The 22,217-nt window shown below is 45.6% G+C and carries 14 protein-coding genes; all 14 read right to left on the bottom strand.

Features of this window, described 5'->3' with window-relative positions; translation table 11 throughout:
• Positions 1-2: 2 nt before the first annotated feature.
• The 14 genes from B5F77_RS02795 to B5F77_RS02725 all read right to left on the bottom strand — a co-directional run bounded on the left by B5F77_RS02795 (position 3) and on the right by B5F77_RS02725 (position 22,210).
• The gene (locus tag B5F77_RS02795) at positions 3-872 is read right to left on the bottom strand and encodes a DUF58 domain-containing protein (RefSeq protein WP_087327313.1); all 870 of its coding nucleotides are present in this window, start codon (positions 870-872) and stop codon (positions 3-5) included.
• Positions 872-1,867, bottom strand: coding sequence for an AAA family ATPase (locus B5F77_RS02790; protein WP_087327310.1), 996 nt, complete (start codon positions 1,865-1,867; stop codon positions 872-874). Before B5F77_RS02790 ends, B5F77_RS02795 begins: the two co-directional genes overlap by 1 nt.
• A gap of 118 nt (positions 1,868-1,985) precedes the next feature.
• Complete coding sequence (locus B5F77_RS02785) at positions 1,986-2,975, bottom strand: HU family DNA-binding protein (RefSeq protein ID WP_087327307.1); 990 nt, start codon at positions 2,973-2,975, stop codon at positions 1,986-1,988.
• On the bottom strand, positions 2,968-3,258 hold the full coding sequence (locus B5F77_RS02780) for an HU family DNA-binding protein (RefSeq protein ID WP_087327304.1): 291 nt from the start codon (positions 3,256-3,258) through the stop codon (positions 2,968-2,970). The genes B5F77_RS02785 and B5F77_RS02780 overlap by 8 nt, the downstream gene beginning before the upstream one ends.
• Before the next feature lie 17 nt (positions 3,259-3,275).
• Positions 3,276-4,577, bottom strand: a complete 1,302-nt coding sequence (gene rimO / locus B5F77_RS02775) for a 30S ribosomal protein S12 methylthiotransferase RimO (RefSeq protein WP_087327301.1) — start codon at positions 4,575-4,577, stop codon at positions 3,276-3,278.
• Positions 4,578-4,732: 155 nt separating this feature from the next.
• Positions 4,733-5,686 (bottom strand): signal recognition particle-docking protein FtsY, encoded by a 954-nt coding sequence (gene ftsY / locus B5F77_RS02770; RefSeq protein WP_087327298.1) that lies wholly within the window; start codon positions 5,684-5,686, stop codon positions 4,733-4,735.
• 62 nt (positions 5,687-5,748) lie between these two features.
• Positions 5,749-8,010, bottom strand: coding sequence for a UvrD-helicase domain-containing protein (locus B5F77_RS02765; protein ID WP_087327295.1), 2,262 nt, complete (start codon positions 8,008-8,010; stop codon positions 5,749-5,751).
• 1,067 nt (positions 8,011-9,077) lie between these two features.
• Positions 9,078-9,818, bottom strand: coding sequence for a DNA-binding domain-containing protein (locus B5F77_RS02760; RefSeq protein ID WP_087327292.1), 741 nt, complete (start codon positions 9,816-9,818; stop codon positions 9,078-9,080).
• A gap of 705 nt (positions 9,819-10,523) precedes the next feature.
• Positions 10,524-12,437 (bottom strand): SusD/RagB family nutrient-binding outer membrane lipoprotein, encoded by a 1,914-nt coding sequence (locus B5F77_RS02755; RefSeq protein ID WP_087327390.1) that lies wholly within the window; start codon positions 12,435-12,437, stop codon positions 10,524-10,526.
• 16 nt (positions 12,438-12,453) lie between these two features.
• Positions 12,454-15,882: a SusC/RagA family TonB-linked outer membrane protein gene (locus tag B5F77_RS02750; protein WP_087327289.1), complete on the bottom strand. Its 3,429-nt coding sequence runs from the start codon at positions 15,880-15,882 to the stop codon at positions 12,454-12,456.
• A 460-nt stretch (positions 15,883-16,342) separates the two neighbouring features.
• Positions 16,343-16,999: a MarC family protein gene (locus B5F77_RS02745; RefSeq protein WP_087327287.1), complete on the bottom strand. Its 657-nt coding sequence runs from the start codon at positions 16,997-16,999 to the stop codon at positions 16,343-16,345.
• 948 nt (positions 17,000-17,947) lie between these two features.
• Positions 17,948-20,437, bottom strand: a complete 2,490-nt coding sequence (locus B5F77_RS02735; protein ID WP_087327281.1) for an ATP-binding protein — start codon at positions 20,435-20,437, stop codon at positions 17,948-17,950.
• A 14-nt stretch (positions 20,438-20,451) separates the two neighbouring features.
• Positions 20,452-21,276 (bottom strand): 3-methyl-2-oxobutanoate hydroxymethyltransferase, encoded by an 825-nt coding sequence (gene panB, locus B5F77_RS02730; RefSeq protein ID WP_087327276.1) that lies wholly within the window; start codon positions 21,274-21,276, stop codon positions 20,452-20,454.
• Positions 21,277-21,316: 40 nt separating this feature from the next.
• Positions 21,317-22,210: a YitT family protein gene (locus tag B5F77_RS02725; RefSeq protein ID WP_087327273.1), complete on the bottom strand. Its 894-nt coding sequence runs from the start codon at positions 22,208-22,210 to the stop codon at positions 21,317-21,319.
• Positions 22,211-22,217: the final 7 nt, after the last annotated feature.

The following is a 22,217-nucleotide window of genomic DNA, read 5'->3' as shown; positions in this document are numbered from 1 at the left end:
GTTTAATTCCGTTTATCAAAAAGCGTCATCAACGACTTTACATAATCATCTTCTGTCCGAATAGAGACTGAATCTACCCGACATTTCTTAAATGTATTGTCCATGGCTGTCTGGCGCTCTTTCCACCAATTCTCGTAAGCTTGGCGGACACGCATAGAAGAGGTATCAATCCATTGTTCCTTTCCCGTTTCTGCATCTTTGATTTTCATCAGGCCGACGGCAGGGAGTTCTGTTTCCCGACGGTCGTATACCTGAATGGCCACCATGTCGTGCTTTCTGTTTGCTACGGTAAGCGCGTCCTTAAAACTTCCTTTGTTGATGAAATCCGAAATCAAGAACGCCGTGCAACGCTTCTTTATCGCATTGGTCAGATATTTTAATACTTGGCTAATATCTGTTTGACGATCTTCAGGTTGGAAATCAATCAACTCACGAATCACATATAAGATATGTTTCTTTCCCTTCTGCGGAGGTATAAACTTTTCCACTTTATCGGAAAAGAAAATTACGCCAATCTTATCATTGTTTTGTATTGCCGAAAAGGCTAACGTAGCTGCAATCTCGGTAATGATGTCCTTCTTCATAACTTGAATGGAACCGAAATCACGGCTTCCTGACACGTCAATCAGTAGCATGACGGTCAGTTCGCGCTCTTCTTCGAATACTTTGACATAAGGCCGGACATAACGTGCTGTCACATTCCAATCGATATCTCGGATATCATCGCCATATTGGTATTCGCGCACTTCGCTGAAAGCCATACCACGTCCTTTGAATGCAGAGTGATATTGTCCGGCGAAGATATTCCGCGAAAGACCGCGCGTTTTGATTTCTATCCGGCGAACTTTTTTCAGTAGTTCACTCGTTTCCATTAGGGTACTTCTACCTTGTTCAAGATTTCACTAATGACCTCCTCGGTCGTCAAATTGTTGGCTTCTGCTTCGTAACTTAAACCAATACGGTGCCGCAATACATCGTGGCACACTGCGCGAATATCTTCTGGAATCACATAGCCGCGACGTTTGATGAAGGCATATGTACGAGCGGCTAATGCCAAACTGATTGATGCACGCGGAGACGCTCCGAAGGAAATCATGTTACTTAAATTAGCCAAACCATATTCTTGCGGGAAACGAGTAGCAAAAACGATGTCTACTATGTAGCGTTCTATCTTTTCGTCTAAGTATACTTCGCGTACAATTTTCCGCGCTTCGAGAATCTCTTCTTTGCTTAAAATCGGTTTGATATCGGCTTTTGTACCCGAAATATTTTGTCGGATAATCAATTTCTCTTCTTCTTTCTTCGGATAATTGATAATGACTTTCAACATGAAACGGTCGACTTGCGCTTCCGGAAGTGGATAAGTTCCTTCCTGCTCAATCGGGTTTTGGGTCGCCATGACGAGGAATGGTTCCGGGAGTTTGTATGTTTGTTCGCCAATCGTCACTTGGCGTTCTTGCATGGCCTCCAGTAAAGCACTTTGTACTTTGGCAGGCGCACGGTTAATTTCATCTGCCAATACGAAATTAGCGAAGATAGGTCCTTGTTTTACTTGGAATTCTTCGCTTTTTTGACTATAAATCATGGTTCCGATTACATCGGCTGGAAGTAAATCTGGCGTAAACTGGATTCGGCTGTATTTGGCATCAATTAATGATGAAAGTGTCTTAATAGCTAATGTTTTAGCTAATCCTGGGACTCCTTCCAATAAGATATGTCCATCTGAAAGTAAACCAATCAATAAAGATTCCACCAGATGCTTCTGTCCGATGATAACTTGGTCCATGCCCATGGTTATCATGTTCACGAAGGAACTTTTACTCTCTATCCGTTCATTCAATTCACGAATATCTACTGTCTGATTCATAAGTGATAATGTCTATATCTTTTTTATTGTTATAATCGTTTCTTTTTAAGCTGCACAAAATTAGAAATGTTAAATCCGTATCTCTTACTTTTGCAGTTAAATAATACTAAGAGTCCGTTTAAAATTCCTGTGATAAGATTTGGGATTGCAATTGGGCTGCTTTTTGGATGGAGTTTTGGTCGTGTGCATCTATTTCATATAAGGTTGGGTTGGGAAGGCGGATTTCCGTCCCGATGGGAATGTTGTTAGGATTTGCAATAACTTGTTTATTATGTTGATATATGTATACCCAAAAAAACTTATGTCCGTAATATTTTTGGGCAATAGAAGCTAATCGGTCTCCGGCTTGGATGGTCGTGATCGCGATGTCTTCTGGCACTGCAGGTATCGTGTCGGTCGGTTGTTTTTTTGTAGGCGTGGAATCCGAAAACGACGTTGTGCTTTCTTCCATCGACGGCGTCGTTTTTCCATTTGACAACGTGGTATCTGATAAAGCTATCTGCTTTTCTTCCACGGGCTGGATGGGTTGGAAGAGGCCGCTCATATAGCTGATATAGCCTACTCCAGCAACCAGTAAAATGATTAGACAAGCTACCCAACCCATCCATTGTGTATTCTTTTTTGATGGGGAAGGTATGGGTATTTCTTCGCGTGCTTGTGGCTTTTCGGATGTTGTGGCTTGAATGGGTATTCGTTTTTCCGGTAGGATTTCCTCCACAGATTCTTCGAGAGTCTCTTCTGCATCGGGCGAATCTGGCGAGGTGTTCATATCGTCGAATGTGACAGACTCATTCAATTCAGTGGTTTCGAATAGGGAAAAAGGTTTATTTACCAATTCTTTCAAGTCTTTATCTGGTACAAAAGCGAATTTATAGTGGGAAGGGATGAGGAATCTTTCGCCCGAATGGACCGAAACACTTTCCCGTTCTTCCACGCGAATCAATTTGAAAGTACCTAATCCTTTTATTTTAACGATTTTATCGGCATAGACACCTTCGGATACGACATGAATGAATTCGCGGAGGAAATGTTCTGTCTCTTCCGTACTTTTCTTCGTTTGTTCCGCCAAAAGAGCGGCTATTTCAGATAATCCCAATCGGTTATTCATCGCCTTCCATTTCTTTTAAATGATTTTTGATCGTTGTACTTGGCTTAAATACAGGGACTAACTTGGGCGGTACGAGGTATCGCTTGCTATTCGTCGGGTTTACCGAGATGCGTTCCATTTTCTTCCGCACTTCGAATTGTCCGAAATCAGGGAGCGTGAGTGTATCTCCTTCCATTAACTTGGTGCCGACCGCCGAACCGAGTGCCGAAATCATCTTGGTGACTTCCTGCGTAGTCCATCCCATGCGTTGTGCCAATTCTGTTATGACCTCTTTACTTTTCATGCGGAATACCTGTTGGATTATACACTTTTTCCATATAGTTCAAAAGCTTGCGCATCTTCGATGGCTACTTGGTAAAAATGCCCCGTTTTCAATGCTTTACCCTCTTCTTTGCGTATCAATACTTCTGGATCGACTTCAGGCGAATCGAACTCGGTTCGCCCTACGTAAAAGTCTTCTTCTTCCCGGTCGACGATTACCTTATATTCGTGTCCGATTTTCGTTGTATTTGTTTCCAAAGATAGGCGTTCTTGGATAGCCATCAGCGTATCCAACCGAGTTTGTTTCACCTCTTGCGGGACGTCGTCCGTGTAATGCAAATAAGCATAAGTTCCTTCTTCGTGGCTATAAGCAAAAGCACCCATCCGTTCGAAACGGGCTTGACGGACAAAAGCCAATAGCTCTTCAAAGTCCTCTTCGGTTTCGCCTGGATGTCCGACCATCAATGTGGTGCGGAGGTGGATTCCTGGTACCTCTTCGCGCATCCGTTTCAAGAGTTCGTAAGTTTCCGCCTTCGTAATGTTCCTTCGCATCAGTTTGAGCATCCGGTCACTAATGTGTTGCAGGGCGATGTCCATATAACGGCATACGTTCTCCCGTTCGCGCATTACGCGTAGCAAATCGTAGGGGAAATGCGTCGGATAACCGTAGTGAAGTCGAATCCATTCGACACCGGGTATATCCGAGATGCGCTCCACCAATTCGGGCAGAGCCATCCGCTTGTAGAGATCCAATCCGTAGAAGGTCAAATCTTGGGCAATGAGTTGGAATTCCTTTACGCCTTGGCGGGTCAAGAGCTTGACCTCTTCTACCAATTCCTCCATGGGGCGAGATTGGTATGGCCCCGTAATGAGCGGAATCGAACAATAAGAGCAGGTGCGGTTGCATCCTTCGCCAATCTTCAGGTAGGCATAATGCTTGGGTGTGGTAAGGATGCGGTCGTGAGCCAATTCCGCATGATATGTTTTGCCCAAATCTGAAATCAACTCTTTCCAATTAAACTTTCCGTAGAAGCGATCTACTTCGGGCAATTCCTGTACTAAGTCGTGCATGAAACGTTCCGAAAGGCAACCCATGACAAATAGCTTGCCTATCTTTCCTTGTTTTTTCGCCTCGCCCAGTTCGAGAATCATCTCGATGGATTCCGCTTGTGCATCTCCAATGAAACCGCACGTATTGACCACTACGATTTCCCCGTTAATGCGATGCGGGTCGTGCTCCACCTTGTAGCCATTGGCCGCAAACTGGCGCATCAACTGTTCCGAATCCACTAAGTTTTTCGAGCAACCTAACGTGATGATGTCTACTTTATTCTTTCTCATTCTTGTCCTTAAGTCTTATAATTATATATGATGCGCCTTAGGGCTGCCTCCGCCTTAAGTTTAGGGCGACCTTCGCCTTAGGCTTAGGGTGACCTTCGCCCTACCTGTAGGGCCGAGGTACTGCCGAATGCTGGGCAGGTTGTCTGCCGGGACTTTTATTCCCCAAACAACGAATTGACGAACTCGCGCTTGCGGAAAACTTGCAAATCTTCCATGCCTTCGCCCAAACCGATGTATTTAACGGGGATGCGGAACTGGTCGGAGATGCCGATGACGACGCCTCCCTTGGCGGTACCGTCCAGTTTCGTGACGGCGAGCGCGTTTACTTCGGTGGCAGCGGTGAATTGCTTGGCCTGTTCGAAGGCGTTCTGGCCGGTCGAACCGTCGAGTACGAGCAATACTTCATGAGGTGCGTCGGGGACCACCTTCTTCATCACGTTCTTTATTTTGGTCAATTCGTTCATCAGGTTGATTTTGTTGTGCAAACGGCCGGCGGTGTCGATGATGACTACGTCTGCATCGTTCGCTTTGGCCGAGCTGAGCGAATCGAATGCGACAGAAGCCGGGTCGGAACCCATCTTTTGCTTGACGATAGGCACGCCTACCCGTTCGCTCCAAATCACTAACTGCTCGACTGCTGCCGCACGGAAGGTATCAGCTGCACCCAAATATACTTTCTTTCCGGCTTTCTTGAATTGGTAGGCTAATTTGCCGATGGTAGTTGTTTTACCTACCCCGTTTACGCCTACGACCATGATGACATACGGACGTTTATCGGCCGGCAGGTCAAATCCTTCGCCATCTTCCGTATTGTTCTCTGTCAGCAGGTTGGCGATTTCTTCCCGTAGGATGTTTGTCAGTTCGGAGGTGGTAACGTACTTATCTCTTTCTACCCTTTTTTCGATGCGGTCGATGATTTTCAGCGTAGTTTCCACGCCGACGTCCGAGGTAATCAATACCTCTTCCAGATTATCCAGCACAGCGTCGTCCACCTTGCTCTTACCAGCTATGGCACGCGTGATTTTGGTAAAGACGTTTTCCTTCGTTTTGGAAAGGCCCTTATCCAATGTCTCTTTTTTTTCTTTGCTGAAAAAACTAAATATACCCATATCTTATCCTTATTAATGACTCGTCTTTTTAAATGCGAGTGTAAAATTACACAAAAACTATGTTACTCAATCACTTTTAAGCGGGCAAATTTTAGTAAAAGTTGTTTTTGTCCGCATTTGTCAAAATCGACTACTGCTTTACGGTTATTTCCATCGCCTTCCAACGCCCGGATAATACCTTCGCCAAAACGTTCATGCCATACACGTGTGTTGATTTGTAGGTCTGAATAATCAGCTTGTGTGGCCGCGTGCGAGGTTGGTTCGATACGGGTCATTTTACGCGGGGATGGAGATATGCGGGTCGTTGCTTCCGGGGTAGTTGAATGAGATGGAGCTTGGAAGATAGGACGGTCTTCGGCTGATGTGGCCTCTAAGAAACGACTGTCGATATCGCGCAAGAAGCGGCTGGGCACGCACATCGCTGTTTGTCCGTTCCGGTATCGGCTCCGGGCATACGACACCCAACAGTTCTGCTCGGCACGCGTCAACGCCACATAAAACAGACGGCGTTCTTCCTCTACGGCCCGTGGACTTTCTTTTGATAAGGCTGAAGGAAACAAATCCTCTTCCATGCCTACAATAAAAACGTTGGGGAATTCCAACCCTTTTGCGGCATGGACGGTCATGAGGGTTACTTTGTCGCGGTGCTCATCCGTTTCGTCATCTTGGTCGGTCAGGAGCGAAACTTCTGCCAGGAAATCGGCCAACGAGACATGCGCGTTGCCTTCCTCTTTCCGTATTTCACAAAATTCAACCATCCCTTTCAATAGCTCCTGCAGGTTTTCCAGCTTTGAGATGCCTTCTGTCGAACGGTCTTGCGACAATAGGTGGATGATTCCGCTCTCGCGTGCAATGAATAATGCCAATTCGTCGGCAGGCAAAGTGCCCAATTTGTCGATGAATGCCGTCAACATGTCCCGAAAAGCAGCCAATTTCCCAGCCGTTCCTTTGTTGATGTTTACACCATATTCCAAAGGAGTTTGGAGTACTTGCCAAAGGCTTAATTGGTGGGTCGTAGCGGCGGTAGTCAGTTTCTGAATCGTCGTATCGCCGATGCCGCGTGCCGGATAATTGATAACCCGCTTGAACGCCTCTTCGTCGTGTGGGTTCACTATCAAGCGAAAATAGGAAATCATATCTTTGACCTCTTTGCGTTGGTAGAACGATAATCCCCCGTAAATGCGATAAGGAATGTTCCGCTTACGCAAGGCCTCTTCCAGCAGGCGGGATTGCGCATTGGTACGGTAAAGAATGGCATAATCTTGGTATCGGTCCCGTTCCGTCCGCTTCATTTCTTGGAGGCGGGCCGCCACGGCGTAGGCCTCTTCGTAGTCGGAGTAGGTGGCGAGGAGGCGAATCTTGTTGCCCTCTTCCTTTTCCGAATAGACATGCTTGGGGATTTGTTCCCGATTTTTGTCTATCAAGCTATTGGCGGCATTCACGATGTTTTGCGTCGAGCGGTAGTTCCGTTCCAACTTAAAGAGTTTGCAGCCCGGGTATGCGTTTCGGAATTGCAAAATGTTGTCGATGTTTGCTCCGCGGAAGGAATAGATGCTTTGCGCGTCATCGCCTACTACACACAGGTGTGGCTGCTTTTCGCATAGCCGTTTAACGATGAGGTGTTGGGCGAAGTTCGTATCTTGGTATTCGTCTACCAACACATAGCAGAAGGCATCCTGATAACGTGCCAATATCTCCGGGTAATCGCGGAAAAGGATATTTGTCTGGAGTAACAAATCATCGAAATCCATCGCGCCGGCTTGGAGGCAGCGGTTCTGGTATCGTTTGTAAATTTCCCGTAATTCCGGGACTTTACAACGGATATCGCTTTCGATAAGTTCTTTGTTTTGTTCGTAAGCTCGCCATGTGATAAGTGCGTTTTTAGCATTCGAGATGCGGCTTTGTACCATTCCGGGGCGATAGATTTTGTCGTCCAGCTGCATCTCCTTGATAATCGTACGGAGAAGGTTCTTCGAATCGGACGCATCATATATCGTGAATTGGGCCGGGAATCCAATGGCGGCAGCTTCCCGGCGCAAAATGCGCGAAAAGATGGAATGGAAGGTGCCCATCCACAACCCTCGGGCTGTGCTTTCGCCTACGATGGCTGCGATGCGGGTTTTCATCTCGCGGGCGGCCTTGTTGGTAAAGGTCAGAGCCAGGATAGACGATGGACGTAATCCCTGCTTCAACAGCCAAGCAATCTTGTAGGTCAATACCCGCGTCTTGCCCGACCCCGCACCGGCTACAACCAGTTGGGGACCTTCGCAATATACCACCGCTTCGCGTTGGCTTTCGTTCAATTCTGCCAAATATTCTTCCACAATTTGTCTTATCTTTATCTTTTCGAGGTGCAAATGTACGAAAAAATGGCTTCCGTTTGGAATTACGGATGGACTGTACTGCGAAATTTATAAAAACGTCCGTGCTGTTAGGTCATCAAAAACGGTTATCTTTGTAGACACTCGAAGAGGTCCTATTTTCAGGTAACCGTGGGTCGAAGCGGCGCGAGGCCTGCGGTATCGTATAGGATAGTAGGGGCGGACCCGCGTGTCCGCCCTTATATTCCATTCGGTGTATCTTTCATGTTGGGGGCATACTATCTGAAAAGCTCCTCTTTTCAAATCGTATTTCGGAACGCTTGTGGCTGCAGGCCTCGCTTTGAAAAGCTCCCCTGTCTTAGGGGAGCTCCCCGCAGGGGTGAGGGGTTATTACTTATTATGAGATATTGAACCCCTCAGTCTCAGCTATCGCTTCGCCAGCTCCCCTAAGGGCAGGGGAGCTTTTCAGATAGTTTTTATAGCTCCTCTTTTCAAATGCGTACCCTGTTTCCATTTCTATATGTCTTTAGATTCCCATTTTTTTTGCCACAATCATCATGTCAAAGAACGCTCCTCATTTTCAATGAAAAAGGGCGGCAGGTGTTACCCCGCCGCCCTCCAAAGTTTAATTTAACAATAAAGAATCATCTACTCGGGTGCATCGCTGCATGCCTTGTCTGTAGATGCCATATCTTTGTTTGCTCTTTCGTCTTTTTGGAAAAGCGGCCCCGCGCGCGGAGCCGCTCCGATTTATAGTTGTAATTAATAACTATCTACCTGGGCGCATCGCTGCGGCCTTCGGGGTAGACATATAAAGCTAATAGTCCTGTTTAAAAGGAAGGCGGCCGTGAAACCGCCTTCCGAAAAAAATCTAAATAAAGTGCCTTGGGCGCATCGCTGCGGCCGTAGCTATTAAGTGTTTATCTGTTCTTTTTAATGTCTTTTCATCTGGTTGCCCTGTATCCTTTTTTAGGATAGCATCCTATCCTTATAAGGATAGCACCGTATCCTTACAAGGATAGCACTGTATCCTTATAAGGATAGGACCGTATCCTTGCCAGGATAGGAACCTATACCAAAGTGACAGGATAAGTCAACGTCCGCGGTGTTTTCAATAGTTTTGTACTATTCGTAGTATAATACGTCACTACTTCCAACGTATACTGCCCTTCGGTCAAATCGTCTGGACAGATGAAAGTGAAATAAGATGGTTCGTTGTATATCAACGAGGTAATAGGTTCTTTATATCCTGCATCATTTACCAAGGAAACTTCGCCTATTCCTGTTCCATCTGCATTCACTGCTTTGACTTTATAGCCCGATACTTCTATAGGATGTCCCCGTCCGATTTCGCCATTGGTAGCGCCTGTTGTCAAATCGGTCACCTTCACAATTTCAGCCCCGCCTTGCGCTAATTTCTGCTTATTATATTCAATTCTTACTTTATCCAGTTCCGCTTTCAACGTATCGGAAGGAATGACATTGATTTCCGGTTTGTTCTTTTCCGGGTCGATTATACCTTCCGCATCGAATATGCCTGAAATGGCTATTTGAAAACGGACATTGTTCATAATCAGATTGTTTCCTTCTGCAATAGCATATCGGGCTTCTTCTTCGAACATATTGACAATATTGGCAATCGTATCGGGCCGATATTCCGTACGCTTTTTAACAATGCGCTTGGCAATATCTTCAATACTCAATGTCTGATTTTTGTCTACCGTTGCAATGTAATCGGTGGTATCGTCTGGAGTCATCGTGTTGTCTCGAATACCAAACTTCCATAAGTATTCTTTTTCTTTTTCTGCCATAATTATTCTATTTTAAAAAGTTACCATACTCATTTTTATCTCTCGCTGAGGAATACTTACTCGTTTTGTGTAAGGGGCGGGATGCGTATTCCGCCCCCTCTAAAAACACATTTTATAATACCTAAAGGGCGCAATCCCTGCGGCCGAATAAGCATTCTTCAGTAGAAGTTTTCTTCAAAGCGGAGCATTGTATGCGAGAACTCTGCAGGCCTCGCTTCGCTTCGACCGTGCAGCTAAGCATAGTTGGACGGTTATACCGTCCTGCTTCCACTTGTCCTTTCAGGAAATAAAGATCGCTTCGGGTTGCCCCCGTTGGTTATATAGATGCAGCAGACGGCAGCGCCATCTAACGATGCTTAACCGTGGGTGGCGTGAAACGACACCTGCGGGACACCGTCTCACCCAAGAACCTCGACCTCAAAGGGGTCGAACTACATCACAATCCCCGTTCGACCCCTTCGAGGTCGGAACAGATGGACTATCCTACCGCAGGTGCCACTACGTGCCACCCGCGGTTAAGCATGGTGGGACGGTTTCACCGTCCTCTGATTCCCACTTAGCCATTTGTCTTTCATTAAATAAAGACCTCTTCGGGTTTCCCCGTTGTTATATAAATGCCAACCAAGGCACCTATATATGTTTTGTTTATATCGCCGAGGGCTTTTACGCCCCCGGCTTTTAGAGAGATATTCTATAATCCATTGATTATAATTGTGGACCTGCGCCCCATTCCGGAGCACCTACATCTTGCCACAAACGTTCGTCGTGTAAGATTTGACCGTTAGGACCTGCAGATGTCGGTGTGAGACCTTGACGAGCCAATGCATCCAATTCGATCTGGTAAGTCAATTCCGTTTCCAAAGGAATACCTGTATCGAAACGACGCGGAATCTGCGTTACCGGAACTACTGTGAAGTTTTCACGAGCAATTAAATTCGAATTGAATTTAGGCAGACCCGTACGACGTGCAGTTACAAATTGCTCATTTGGATAAAGCGTGAAGTTCAACATTTGTTGGATATATACCTTTTCCAACTGCTCTGCCTGAGAACCTGTCAATTGATAATCTTCGTTTGCCATCATGGCTTCGATTTCACCGTCTTTCAGTTCGATAGAAACTTCATTCGGGTCATAATCGTATGTAGTGCCATAATAAGCAATCTGGTTCAAACCTGCTAAACGGTCATATTCCCGGACAGAAGCCTCCAGACCACGGTTGTAATAATATTCAGCCGACTGTGGCAATGCAGCACCCAATAAAGCGAACTCAGCCAATGAGAGGTTTACTTCTGCAGCACCCATATACAAACCATACCAAGGACGGTTTTCAGTACGTTCGATAACCGGACCACCTGGAACTGTCGGGATAGTAGTTGTATAATAACGTCCAATAATCATTTGCTGCTGGAACATAGAGTACGGACGGTAAGATTTGTAGTTTGTACCTCCTACTTCATAAATCATATACTGGGTATCGTAGTTGAAGTAGTCACCATACTGGGCAGCATTATCGCGCGCATTAAACTCAACTGGAATACCATAATAGCGTACCCACGGTTCGCCTAATCCTTTCCAAGCTACAAATTGCTTATGTCCATTGGCATCTGTCGTATATTCTACGTTTTCTTCGATGTAAGACGGGATTTCCCGGTCTTGGTCGTAGAATGCCTGCACAATGCGTGAGTTCCATTCGTTTTTCTGGTAACAGAAACGAACGCGCGGGTCTTGATTTTCCACCATGAAATTCATGACACGCTGGCTGGCAGCTGTACCATCCATAAAACCATTGCTCCAATGGAAAGCGTAATCATCCGAACTGGTATTATGCGTTGACTTATTGAACAACATAGCATCGTCCATCGTGTCAATATACCCACAAGAAGCTGTGGCTACTTGTTGTGCAATCTGTAAAGCACGAGCACGGTCTCTGATTAACAAACGGGATGCGATTCTCAGTTTAACTGAATTAGCCAATTTTGCCCATTTAGCCATGTCTCCACCATAGACTACGTCTTGTGTATTCAACTCAATTTGGTTTGTAGCTGTAGTCAATGTATTGATTGCTTCATCCAATTGAGTTAACCACAAATCATACAAGCTCTCCAATGTGTCATAAGCAGGTGTTAATGTACCACCATGTAAAGCTTGTGCAGCTTCTGTAAATTGGAGATCACCATACATATCCGAGTCAAAGATGCCCAGATAAGCAGTCATGATATTCAGGCAAGCCAGAATCTGGTTGTATTGCGCAGCTTCCTCTTCACTCAAGGTAGACTGGTAATACTTTACTTCATTGACATATTTCAATGTTCTCAGGTATTGAGAACCTTGGTCTCCACTGGCCGTTGTCGTGGTAAATGTAGCCGTATAACTATCTGTCGGCGTCGCCATCTGAGCCCATTCGAACATCATAGGCGCATTGTAGAACCAATAAGTATAACCTGAGTTTTCAAAATCCAACACAGCTTGCGCGAACAAATAGGTTGGCTGCGGAGTAGTTACCTGCGACGGGCTGGTATTGATATCCGCGAAATCATCCCGGCAACTGGTCGTACCCAAGACTGCGGCTCCCATCAAGGAGGCAATCAATATTTTCTTATAATTATTTTTAGATTTCATTGTGTCTGTATCTTTATTAGAATCCAACATTTAAAGTAAACATATAGCTGGTAGTAAGACCGTCGAACGAACGAACACGGAACTCAGAAGCAGAAGTACCACGAACTGATTCCGGATTTTCCTTATTCGGCATCGAGTTCAACAAATAACCTAAGTTGCGAGCTGTAAACGACAAGTTCAAGTTCTTTGCATGGAACTTCTCGCAGAACGATTTCGGCACACGGTAACTCAATGAAAGTTCACGGAAAGCAATATAGTTCAATTTCTTAAACCAATTATCATTTATAGTACCTGTAGACCAAGCATTATTCCAATAAGTCCAAGATGAAGCATGCAACGGTTCTACAATACCCTTGTCATACAACTGCTGGAATGTTTCACCACCTTCTGCGACCGTATACGTTACACCATCCGGACGGGTCAAAGTCGTTCCGCCTTCAATGATACCTACCGGAATCACACCGTCATTATAAGTCTTGCCATCCCACATAGAGGTATAAGTAATACCACCATGTTCTGAATCACGTCCAGCCAATGATGTTTCCGTCAAACCATAAGCTGTACCATAACGAGAACCGTAAGATGCTACATAACCACCGAAGCGCATATCGAATGAAGCACTCAAACTCCAGTTCTTGTAACTTACAGTTGTATTGACAGAACCTAAGAAGTCCGGTTGGATAGAACCGATGATTTCAGCCGTACCAGCACGCTGGTAATACATGGCACCCATATCAGAATAGTAAGAAGTAGCATCCAATACAGGAAGACCTGTTGCTTCGTCAACTTTTACTTTTGAGTCAGACATCAACAAACCATATTCAGAACCTACCTTGGCTACAGAACCAATACGATAGTTACCATAAGCAGGATCACCTTCCAACAAGATGTAATCTGCTACATTTTCATGCAACTCAACAATCTTACTGGTATTCTTGGTATAGGTAAAGTTCAAATCCCAAGTCCAATCCTTATTTTGATACGGAGTCGTGTTCAACGCGATTTCAACACCCTTGTTCTGGATATTACCCGCATTGATTAACTGGTTGCTAATACCTGAAACAGACGGAACAGAGATTGACATAATCTGGTCTTTCGTATTTTCTTTATAATACGTAAAGTCAATGCCAATACGGTTCTCGATGAAACGCCAGTCCAAACCAATTTCCCAAGCATTCTTGCGTTCCGGCTTCAAATCCGTAGAATAAGCGGTTGAAGGCAGAGACAACGCATATACACTGCTACCATTAGCCATCGTAGAAGTATTCAACGAATAAGCTGAGTTAATAATATAAGACTCTGTATCGTTACCTACCTGCGCCCAAGATCCACGAATCTTGGCAAAAGAAATCCATTCCGGCAATTGATCGCGGAACGTAGAAGTAATCAACCAAGAACCATTTACTGACGGATAGAAATAAGAGTAGTTACCATGCGTATCTGCATAAACCAATGAAGAAGACCAGTCGTTACGTCCGGTTACATCCATAAAGATTTGGTCTTTCCAGCTGGCACTAGCTTGGAATGCGATAGAAAGCATACGCTTCTCGTATTGCAACTTACCTGTGTAAGAAATCGCATTACGGGAGTTTTCGATGAAATATTGGTTCGGTACAACTAAACCTCCATTCGTATTCATCGACATATTCATTTCGTAGTTATTGAAATATTCACCACGTAAGAATCCGCCAAATGTCCAATCACCTACAGTCTTATTCAACGTAAAGGTAGCGTTGAAATTCGTCTGTTCCTTTTCATACAGACCTAAGCCATAATAACCGGAGTTGGTATTCGCATATCCTGTACCAGGTTGCTTACTTTCGAATCGTTTATTATAATTATTGTAGTTACCTTCCGCACGGAACTTTAACCAATCGAAGAGGTCTATATTCAAAATCAACGCAGGGCGAACCGAAGTTTCCGTCTGGCGGTAATCATTTTCAAAAATATTCCACCACTGGCTGATACCCGGAACGTTTGCATATTCATCACCATAGTCAGAACTTGCCAAACCTCCGTGTGAACCCTTATAGCGAGTTCTCCAATAGCGAGTATCATACAAACCTCCGAACGGACCGATATTGGTATCAATGAAGGCCTCACCTAAGTTTGCTTGTGCATTTCTTGGTTTAGATGTAGCAAAACTCATAGAAGCTTCAATTTCCACTCTGTCTGTAATCTTATGTGTAGCTTTACCTAAAAACGAAAGGCGTTGAAAACTATTGTTAGGCAACGTACCATTTGCATATTTATAGGACAATGATGTATAGAACGATGTCTTTTCATTCGAACCACTTACTGAAATGTTTGTATTCGAGTTGACACCCAAATCATACGCATCTACCATGTTGTTTTCATACGGACTATATACACCAGTACTACCATCCCAAAGTTCAATAGTAGAACCATCATATTTCGGTCCCCAATGGCGTCCCGTCATACCAAGTACCGTATGTTGTCCGGAATTATTCAACATAAACTGTCCCGCGTTATCAAACTTGTAATAGTTGCCATTCGCATCAGTTTGACCATAAGAAACATTACCTGAATACTGGCCAGGACCATATTCATACTGCAAATTAGGTTGTTTACGCATGTGGTCTATACCTACGGTTTGCGAGAAGTTGATACCCAAACCGTCCATGCCTTTACCGCTCTTGGTCGTAATCACGACGGCACCATTCAAACCACGCGAACCGTAGAGGGCGGTAGCGGCAGCACCTTTCAAGACAGATACCGTTTCGAAGTCATCCGGGTTCAAGTTCTTCAATTCATTACCGTAGTCGGCATCGGTCTGTGTATAATCTGGATCACCATCTTTGATACCATTATCCAGAATCACACCATCGACTACGTAAATCGGCTGGTTGTTCTTACCCAAGGTAGAAGCACCACGAATCAAGATTTTGGTAGAACCGAACATACCACCATCAGACCCGGAGATTTCCACACCGGCTACTTTACCTTGCAAAGCGGAAACCGGGTTGATAACGTTCTTGTTCAAATCCTCGCTCTTCAATTCCGTCATGGCGTAACCCAACGACTTTTCAGAACGCTTCATACCCAACGCCGTTACCACGAGTTCTTCCAATTGCTCGGAGTCTTCAGATAAAGTCACACTAATAGAGGGCTGTCCGTTGTAAACGATTTCCTGCGTCGTGTATCCCACGTAAGAGATTTGAATGACGTCGCCATTCTTCACACCTTCCAAGGTAAAGTTACCGTCCATGTCGGTAATATTACCCGTAGTTGTACCTTTGATGATTACAGATGCACCGATGACCGGACCGTAAGCATCCACCACATTTCCCGTCACTGTGCCGTCCTGCTGTGCACGGAGGGCATTCGGGTTTGCCGGGGCAATTTCTGCGTACACATTACCTGTGATGCTCAATGCAGTTGCCACTAATAGCAAACAAATGGAATTTGTTGTCTTGTTTGGCATAAATATTAATTTAGTTAGTTTAAAATATGTCCTTGTTGTAACAGAATCAGCGGGGTTAGCTTACTTGCGCCTTTTGTTTTTTGACGTTGTCTTATCAAGACTACGTCAGTTTTGAGTAAATTCCGGGTCTTGGGCGTGATTAAGGTCTCGATTTTAACATTTGAAGCGTTAAAATAGAACAGTGTTAGGTATAAAAAGAGTAGTCTCAAAGAAAAAAATCACTTTGAGATAATATTTTTTCTATTTTATACTTGATTTTAAGAAAAGAATAACTACATTTGTAGCGTTTCTAACGCGAATCACGGTTAAACTGACGTAGTCTTGATAAGACAACTTCAAAGACTCATTCCCCTCCTTCAGCGTAAGGAATCTCTATACCTATATTATATTAGGAGCCGGCCGTTCTATTCCGCCTCCTTCCGCGCACAGAATGCGGATTTAACAGATGACCACAGATTCCTTATGAATCTGAGGCAGTCCCTTGCTGGAGGATATCCACTAAGATAGGTTTGGCTCCGCTCACGAAACATTCCACCGCAATGACCATCAAGATAAGCCCCATGAGGCGCATCATGACGTTGTTGCCCGTCTCGCCCATTAGGAGCACCAACCGCGTGGAGGCTTTGAGGATGAAAAAAGTCAGGACAAACACCAAAGCAATCACCCCTATGAGGACAGCCTTGTTCACCCAAGTGCCGGCATCTTCCATCAACACGATGCCATTGGCAATCGCGCCCGGGCCGCATAGCATCGGGATGGCAAGCGGGGTGACAGAGATATCGTCGGCCGTCTGCTGCAGGCTCTTTTCATCGAACTTCACATGTGTGTAGTGCGCTTGGAGCATGTCGTAGCCAATCTTCATGATGACAATCCCGCCCGCAATGCGGAATCCATTGGTCGATAAACCGAATAGTTGGAAAAGGAAAGGCCCGAAGATGGTAAAGGAAATCATGATAAAGAAGGCGACAGCCGTCGCTTTGCGGGCGATTTTTTCCCGTTCCTTCGCCGACATGCCGGTTGTCATCGACAAAAAGACAGGCATGGTGCCCAACGGGTTAATCAAGGTGAAGAAGGAGGTGAAGCACAACAGCGCAAAAGGAAATACAGTATCGTTCATATCTTTCTTGTTTTTGTTTTAAAGCAGCAGGACAAAGGTAGGAAAATAAATTGACAATGGATAATGGACAAGGGATAATTTCTGCCTCCTTCAGCACATGGAACTATACCTTCGAATAAGATAGATACACAGAACGGAATATAAAGGCGGACACGCGTGGGTCCGACCCTACGAGCCTATACGATACCGCAGGCCTCGCTTCGCTTCGACCTACGGTTACTTGAAGATGGATGGTGTATCAGAATAAGGAAATAGGATTAAGAAGTAACTGAAAAGCTCCCCTGCTTTGATAGGGGAGCTCCCCGAAGGGGTGAGGGGTTGATATTCTTTTTGTGTGTATGAACCCCTCAGTCTCAGCTATCGCTTCGCCAGCTCCCCTATCAAAGCAGGGGAGCTTTTCAGTTACTTCTTAATCCTATTTTCCTGTTTTACTACACCATCGGTATGGATATAAAAGAGTCCTCGAAGAGGGCTTCAATGCATAGCTGCGCGGTCGAAGCGAAGCGAGGCCTGCAGCCACACAAGGGGCTCGTTTTTCCCCTTGGAATTTGGGTGTGTAGCATAATGGGTATCTGCGTGGCATTTCCTATTTTTTGTTCGCGCATGACGTGGGAACAGGGCATAAAAAAAGAGGCTCACTCTCCCGAGGAGGCCTCTCATTAGCAGACTTAATCAAAAAAACACTTTAACTTACTACTCTTTTACCTTAGAGTAAGATTTAACCTATAAAAACGGATAAATGTAGAAACACTTATTATGTATGTCGCTTATTCTATATACGAATATCGTGCCAAACTTAGCCAAACAGGGATTATGCCTGTAAAAAGTGGGAAAAACGCCTATAATCGGCTGTAATTATACCTGTGGAAAGGAAGAATGACGCCTGTGAAGTGTGGAAGTGTGGAACGAAAGTGTGGAAGGTGTGGAATAATTCCCCAATTTTATTCCTCACCGGGCCTTTTCGCGTGCTTGACAAACGATGTCGGTCAGCGCATCGATGACTTCGCCGAGGAGCGTTTCCCAACCCGACTCGGTCAGTTCGGCATCATTCTTTTCCAAGATGCGTAGTTTTTGTACCAGATGATTGGCACCCAACATCGTGAGCAACGGAATCAACTTATGCGAAAGGCGGGAAACTTCCGTGCGGTCTTTCGCTTCAGCGGCCTGGTGCAAAAGGTCGATGCTATGCGAAGTCTCGTCGATAAAGGTACGGAGAATAGAGGCAGACGCATCCGCATCATCACCTGCAAAAGCCGTTAAACCGGCAAAATTGAGTTGGGCTACCGGTTCGAGGTGTGTCGTCAGGAGGCGGTTCAGCAATTCAATCAGTTGGGCCGCCGTGAAGGGTTTGTTCAGGAAGTCCGTAAAGCCACTCTCGATGTAATGCGTATGTTCGTTGGCCACACTGGCCGAGAGCGCGACAACCGGCAGGCGGTCGGTACCGGGAATGCCGGATTGGCGGATTTGCTTTAAGAGGTGATAGCCATCCATGCCCGGCATTTGGATATCGGTGATAATAACATCGAAGCGCGAATTCCGCAACACCTCCAATACGACATGTGGGTTGGAAACGCATACCACTTCGACGTGGCTTCGCTTAAGCAATTCCTCGGTGAGCGCCAGTTGGATGGCATCATCGTCGACCAGTAAGCAATAAACGGTCCGTTCGTTTGAAAGCGACAGGGGCGCTTCTTCGGCAGCCGGCGCTTTTACCTCTTTATCGGACAACGGAAGGGGAAGCGTGAGGATAAAATCGCTCCCGGTACCAACAACACTATGCACGGCCAACGTCCCATGCAAGAGCGTCACCAAACGACGCGTGATGGAAAGCCCCAATCCAAAACCTTCGACTTGCGAGGTGCCTTCCAAACGGGTAAAGTCCCCGAAGATACGCTCCTGTTCCGACACCGGAATACCTGGTCCGGCATCCGATACGGTTACATCCAATTCGAACATGCGCTCATGCTTGAACTCGATAGCGGCCCGTAGCCGTATTTTCCCCTCCGGCGTAAACTTGATGGCATTCGACAAGAGGTTGCTCACGACTTGCCGCAGCCGGATGGTATCGCCCCAATAGGTCTGTTCCATATAGTCGGGCTTGGCATCCAAGACGAACTCCAGTCCTTTTGCTTCCGCCAAAGGCTTGAAACTTACGTAAATCTCTTTCAATAGCGCTGAAACCGAGAAGGGGACAGGATGTATTTCCATTTGGCCGGATTCCAATCGATGATAATCCAATAGGTCGTTTACCAACGAAAGGATATGCTGCGCCGAACTGCTCATATTGTCCAGGTAATAACGTTGCCTTTCGTCGGGATGGCGGCGCAAAAGCAATTCGATGTAACCAATGATAGACGATAAAGGCGCACGTATATCGTGGCTGATGGTCAAAATCAACTGTTCGCGGCTCTGTAGCAAATCCTCGGCAAACTGTTTTGCTTTCTCTAATTGCCGGCGATAATAATAACTTCGGGAAATATCCCGGATAATAATAATCAAGAAGAAGACGGCTACGATGACGGCAATCAAACCGACACTGGCGATGAGACGGGTCGTTTCGCGCAACAAAGCTTGTTTATGTTGAGCCCTTTCCAAGGTCTGTTCGACCTCCTCCTCTTCGATGTCGCGCAACATTTGATTGATTTTATTCGATACGATGGAGTTGTTGTACCGGAGATTGGCAGCTCGTTGCCAAAGGACATCCGCCAGTTGCTTGCTTTGGTCGGCTACGGTATCTTGCAGGTTGCGCAATACTTGCACGATGGTATCCGACGGGTTGTAGGCGACACGTATGGTATCGGTTACCAACTGGCGTGTGGTCTTGAGTACAAAACTTGTATCCTCTTCGTGCTTGGAAGAAAATGCGTCTGCCAACCGGCGGAAAAAACCTTTCTTTTTCTTCGGGATGATAACGGTATCTTGCTTTACTTCTACGATTTCGCGGACAGTCGGTTGCGCAATGGTATCCCTTACTTGTTGCACGACGGAATCCTGGACAGCAATGACTCGTTCGATATTTTCCCGGTAAAGGCGTCCGGCATTCCACTCTGTCAACGTTTCCAAAAGGCTTAATGTGTTCCATCGTTTTTGGCGCAAAAGGTCTTGAATCGTATCGACTTTGAGCTGTTGGATAGAATCCGATAGCAATACGCGGAGCGAATCAAGGTTCGCTTGTGCTTTGCGCATGGTGCGGTTGAAGTTCCGCAAGTCGTTTTCCGGTCGTCCGACCAGTTGTCCTAAGGCTTCACTTTCGTAGAGGAGCGAAAGGGTGTTGGTGACTAAGTATGCTTTTTGCCGAACCGTGGTATCAGGCGCTTCCTCAACAGCTAACTGTTGAATGATACTATAAATATAAGATACGGAACAGACTGCAATCAAAAGTAATAGCAAATAGCCCCATACGACTTTCCGCGTAATATGGCTCTTTTTCTCGTCCATTCCGTATCATTCTTTTAATATTGCTCTTGTTCGTTGGGAAAGTCTTCGCGCTTGACATCTTCCGTGTAAGCGTGGACTGCTTGCATGATATTTTCTGCCAAGTTGGCATATCGGCGTAAGAACTTCGGTTTGAAGCCTTGGTTCATCCCTAACATGTCTTGCCCGACGAGGACTTGCCCGTCGGTAGCATTACCTGCTCCGATGCCGATGGTAGGGATAGAGAGTTGTTCGGTAACTTGTTTAGCCAAGGTTGCCGGAATTTTTTCAAGCACGATTGCAAAGCAACCCGCCTCTTGGAGGGCAAGTGCATCGTCCATTAGCTTTTGAGCTTCGGCATCCTCTTTGGCCCGTACGGCATACGACCCGAATTTATGGATGCTTTGCGGCGTTAATCCTAAATGGCCCATCACGGGAATACCGGCTTCTATAATGCGTCGTACCGTGGGCACAATCTCTATGCCACCTTCCAATTTCAAAGCATCACATCCGCTTTGTTGTACCATGCGAACTGCGTTGCGTACGCCTTCCGTCGCTTCTATTTGATAGGAACCAAACGGCATATCGCATACGACCAGCGCCCGGCGCACGCCTCGTACTACGGAAGAGGCATGGTAAATCATCTCGTCTACCTTGATGGGCAGCGTCGTATCATAACCAGCCATGACGTTCGAAGCCGAATCACCTACCAGGATAGCATCTACACCTCCTTGGTCTATCAAAGTAGCCATGGTAAAGTCATACGCGGTCAGCATCGAAATCTTTTCGCCCTTCAGCTTCATTTCTTGTAATTTCGATGCCGTTACCTTCTTTATTTCATCATCTCTTTTTGCTACAGACATATTGTTATTCCTTTTTTAGTACGGTGCAAAAGTACGAATTTTATTTTACTTTGATATGGTCAAACCCTTCTCCATAGACACCCTTTACGTTGCTTTGCGTCACAAAAGCATTGGGGTCAATGTCTTTGATGAGGCGGAAAATGTAGTTCGATTCGCGTTTTTTGGCCAGCACGAAGAGCATCTTAACGTCGTTTCCGGTATAAAAACCGGTGCCGTTAAGGATTGTCACGCCTCGGTGCATGTCTTTTGTGATATGTCGGGCAATTTCTTCGTGATGTTTTGAGATGATAAAGAATTGAACCGATTGGTGGTTGCCGTTGACGATTTGGTCGAGTACAAAACTGCTGACATAGAGCGTTACATAACCATAAATTACCTTTTCCCAATCTTGCAGCACGAAGTAACTGGAGGTAATAATGACCATATCGCACATCCGAACCACCGTACCCAATGATACATCACGGTACTTGTTGATAATCGCGGCAATAATATCCGTTCCTCCTGTACTTCCGTTGTAGGAAAGAGCCAACCCAATCGCACTTCCACAGAACGTAGCACCCAGTAAACAAGCCATGAAAGGTTGGTCTTGCAAAAGCGGCTCTTCAGGTGTAAACTTTTGGATAATGGCCAAAAAAGCCGTCAGTGTAAAGACCGCAAAGATGGTCTTAATGGTAAATTTGAAACCTAAGATTTTCAGTGCCAAAAGGAGCAAGATGGCATTGATGGCGAAATACGTGTATTGTACAGGCAACTTGGTGCCGAAATACACGATGGAGGCGATACCTGGGACGCCGCCTGTCGTAATGTCGTTGGGCAGGAGGAAAAGCGTCCATCCGATTCCATAGATGACCATGGACAAAGCAATCATGAGATAATCTTTTAACTCTCGCAAAACGAATTGCCGATTAGGTGTTCTTGATAGCTTTACATTCATTTCTTTT

Origin of the sequence: Parabacteroides sp. An277, from assembly GCF_002159645.1 — a bacterium.
Lineage (GTDB): Bacteria > Bacteroidota > Bacteroidia > Bacteroidales > Tannerellaceae > Parabacteroides.
This window is presented reverse-complemented; position numbering and strand designations above follow the sequence as displayed.

What these genes read in the sequence shown, in the direction of transcription:
- B5F77_RS02795 (WP_087327313.1), bottom strand. Translation starts at nt 872, where the DNA reads ATGGAAACGAGTGAACTACTGAAAAAAGTTCGCCGGATAGAAATCAAA.
- B5F77_RS02790 (WP_087327310.1), bottom strand. Translation starts at nt 1,867, where the DNA reads ATGAATCAGACAGTAGATATTCGTGAATTGAATGAACGGATAGAGAGT.
- B5F77_RS02785 (WP_087327307.1), bottom strand. Translation starts at nt 2,975, where the DNA reads ATGAATAACCGATTGGGATTATCTGAAATAGCCGCTCTTTTGGCGGAA.
- B5F77_RS02780 (WP_087327304.1), bottom strand. Translation starts at nt 3,258, where the DNA reads ATGAAAAGTAAAGAGGTCATAACAGAATTGGCACAACGCATGGGATGG.
- rimO (WP_087327301.1), bottom strand. Translation starts at nt 4,577, where the DNA reads ATGAGAAAGAATAAAGTAGACATCATCACGTTAGGTTGCTCGAAAAAC.
- ftsY (WP_087327298.1), bottom strand. Translation starts at nt 5,686, where the DNA reads ATGGGTATATTTAGTTTTTTCAGCAAAGAAAAAAAAGAGACATTGGAT.
- B5F77_RS02760 (WP_087327292.1), bottom strand. Translation starts at nt 9,818, where the DNA reads ATGGCAGAAAAAGAAAAAGAATACTTATGGAAGTTTGGTATTCGAGAC.
- B5F77_RS02755 (WP_087327390.1), bottom strand. Translation starts at nt 12,437, where the DNA reads ATGAAATCTAAAAATAATTATAAGAAAATATTGATTGCCTCCTTGATG.
- B5F77_RS02750 (WP_087327289.1), bottom strand. Translation starts at nt 15,882, where the DNA reads ATGCCAAACAAGACAACAAATTCCATTTGTTTGCTATTAGTGGCAACT.
- B5F77_RS02745 (WP_087327287.1), bottom strand. Translation starts at nt 16,999, where the DNA reads ATGAACGATACTGTATTTCCTTTTGCGCTGTTGTGCTTCACCTCCTTC.
- B5F77_RS02735 (WP_087327281.1), bottom strand. Translation starts at nt 20,437, where the DNA reads ATGGACGAGAAAAAGAGCCATATTACGCGGAAAGTCGTATGGGGCTAT.
- panB (WP_087327276.1), bottom strand. Translation starts at nt 21,276, where the DNA reads ATGTCTGTAGCAAAAAGAGATGATGAAATAAAGAAGGTAACGGCATCG.
- B5F77_RS02725 (WP_087327273.1), bottom strand. Translation starts at nt 22,210, where the DNA reads ATGAATGTAAAGCTATCAAGAACACCTAATCGGCAATTCGTTTTGCGA.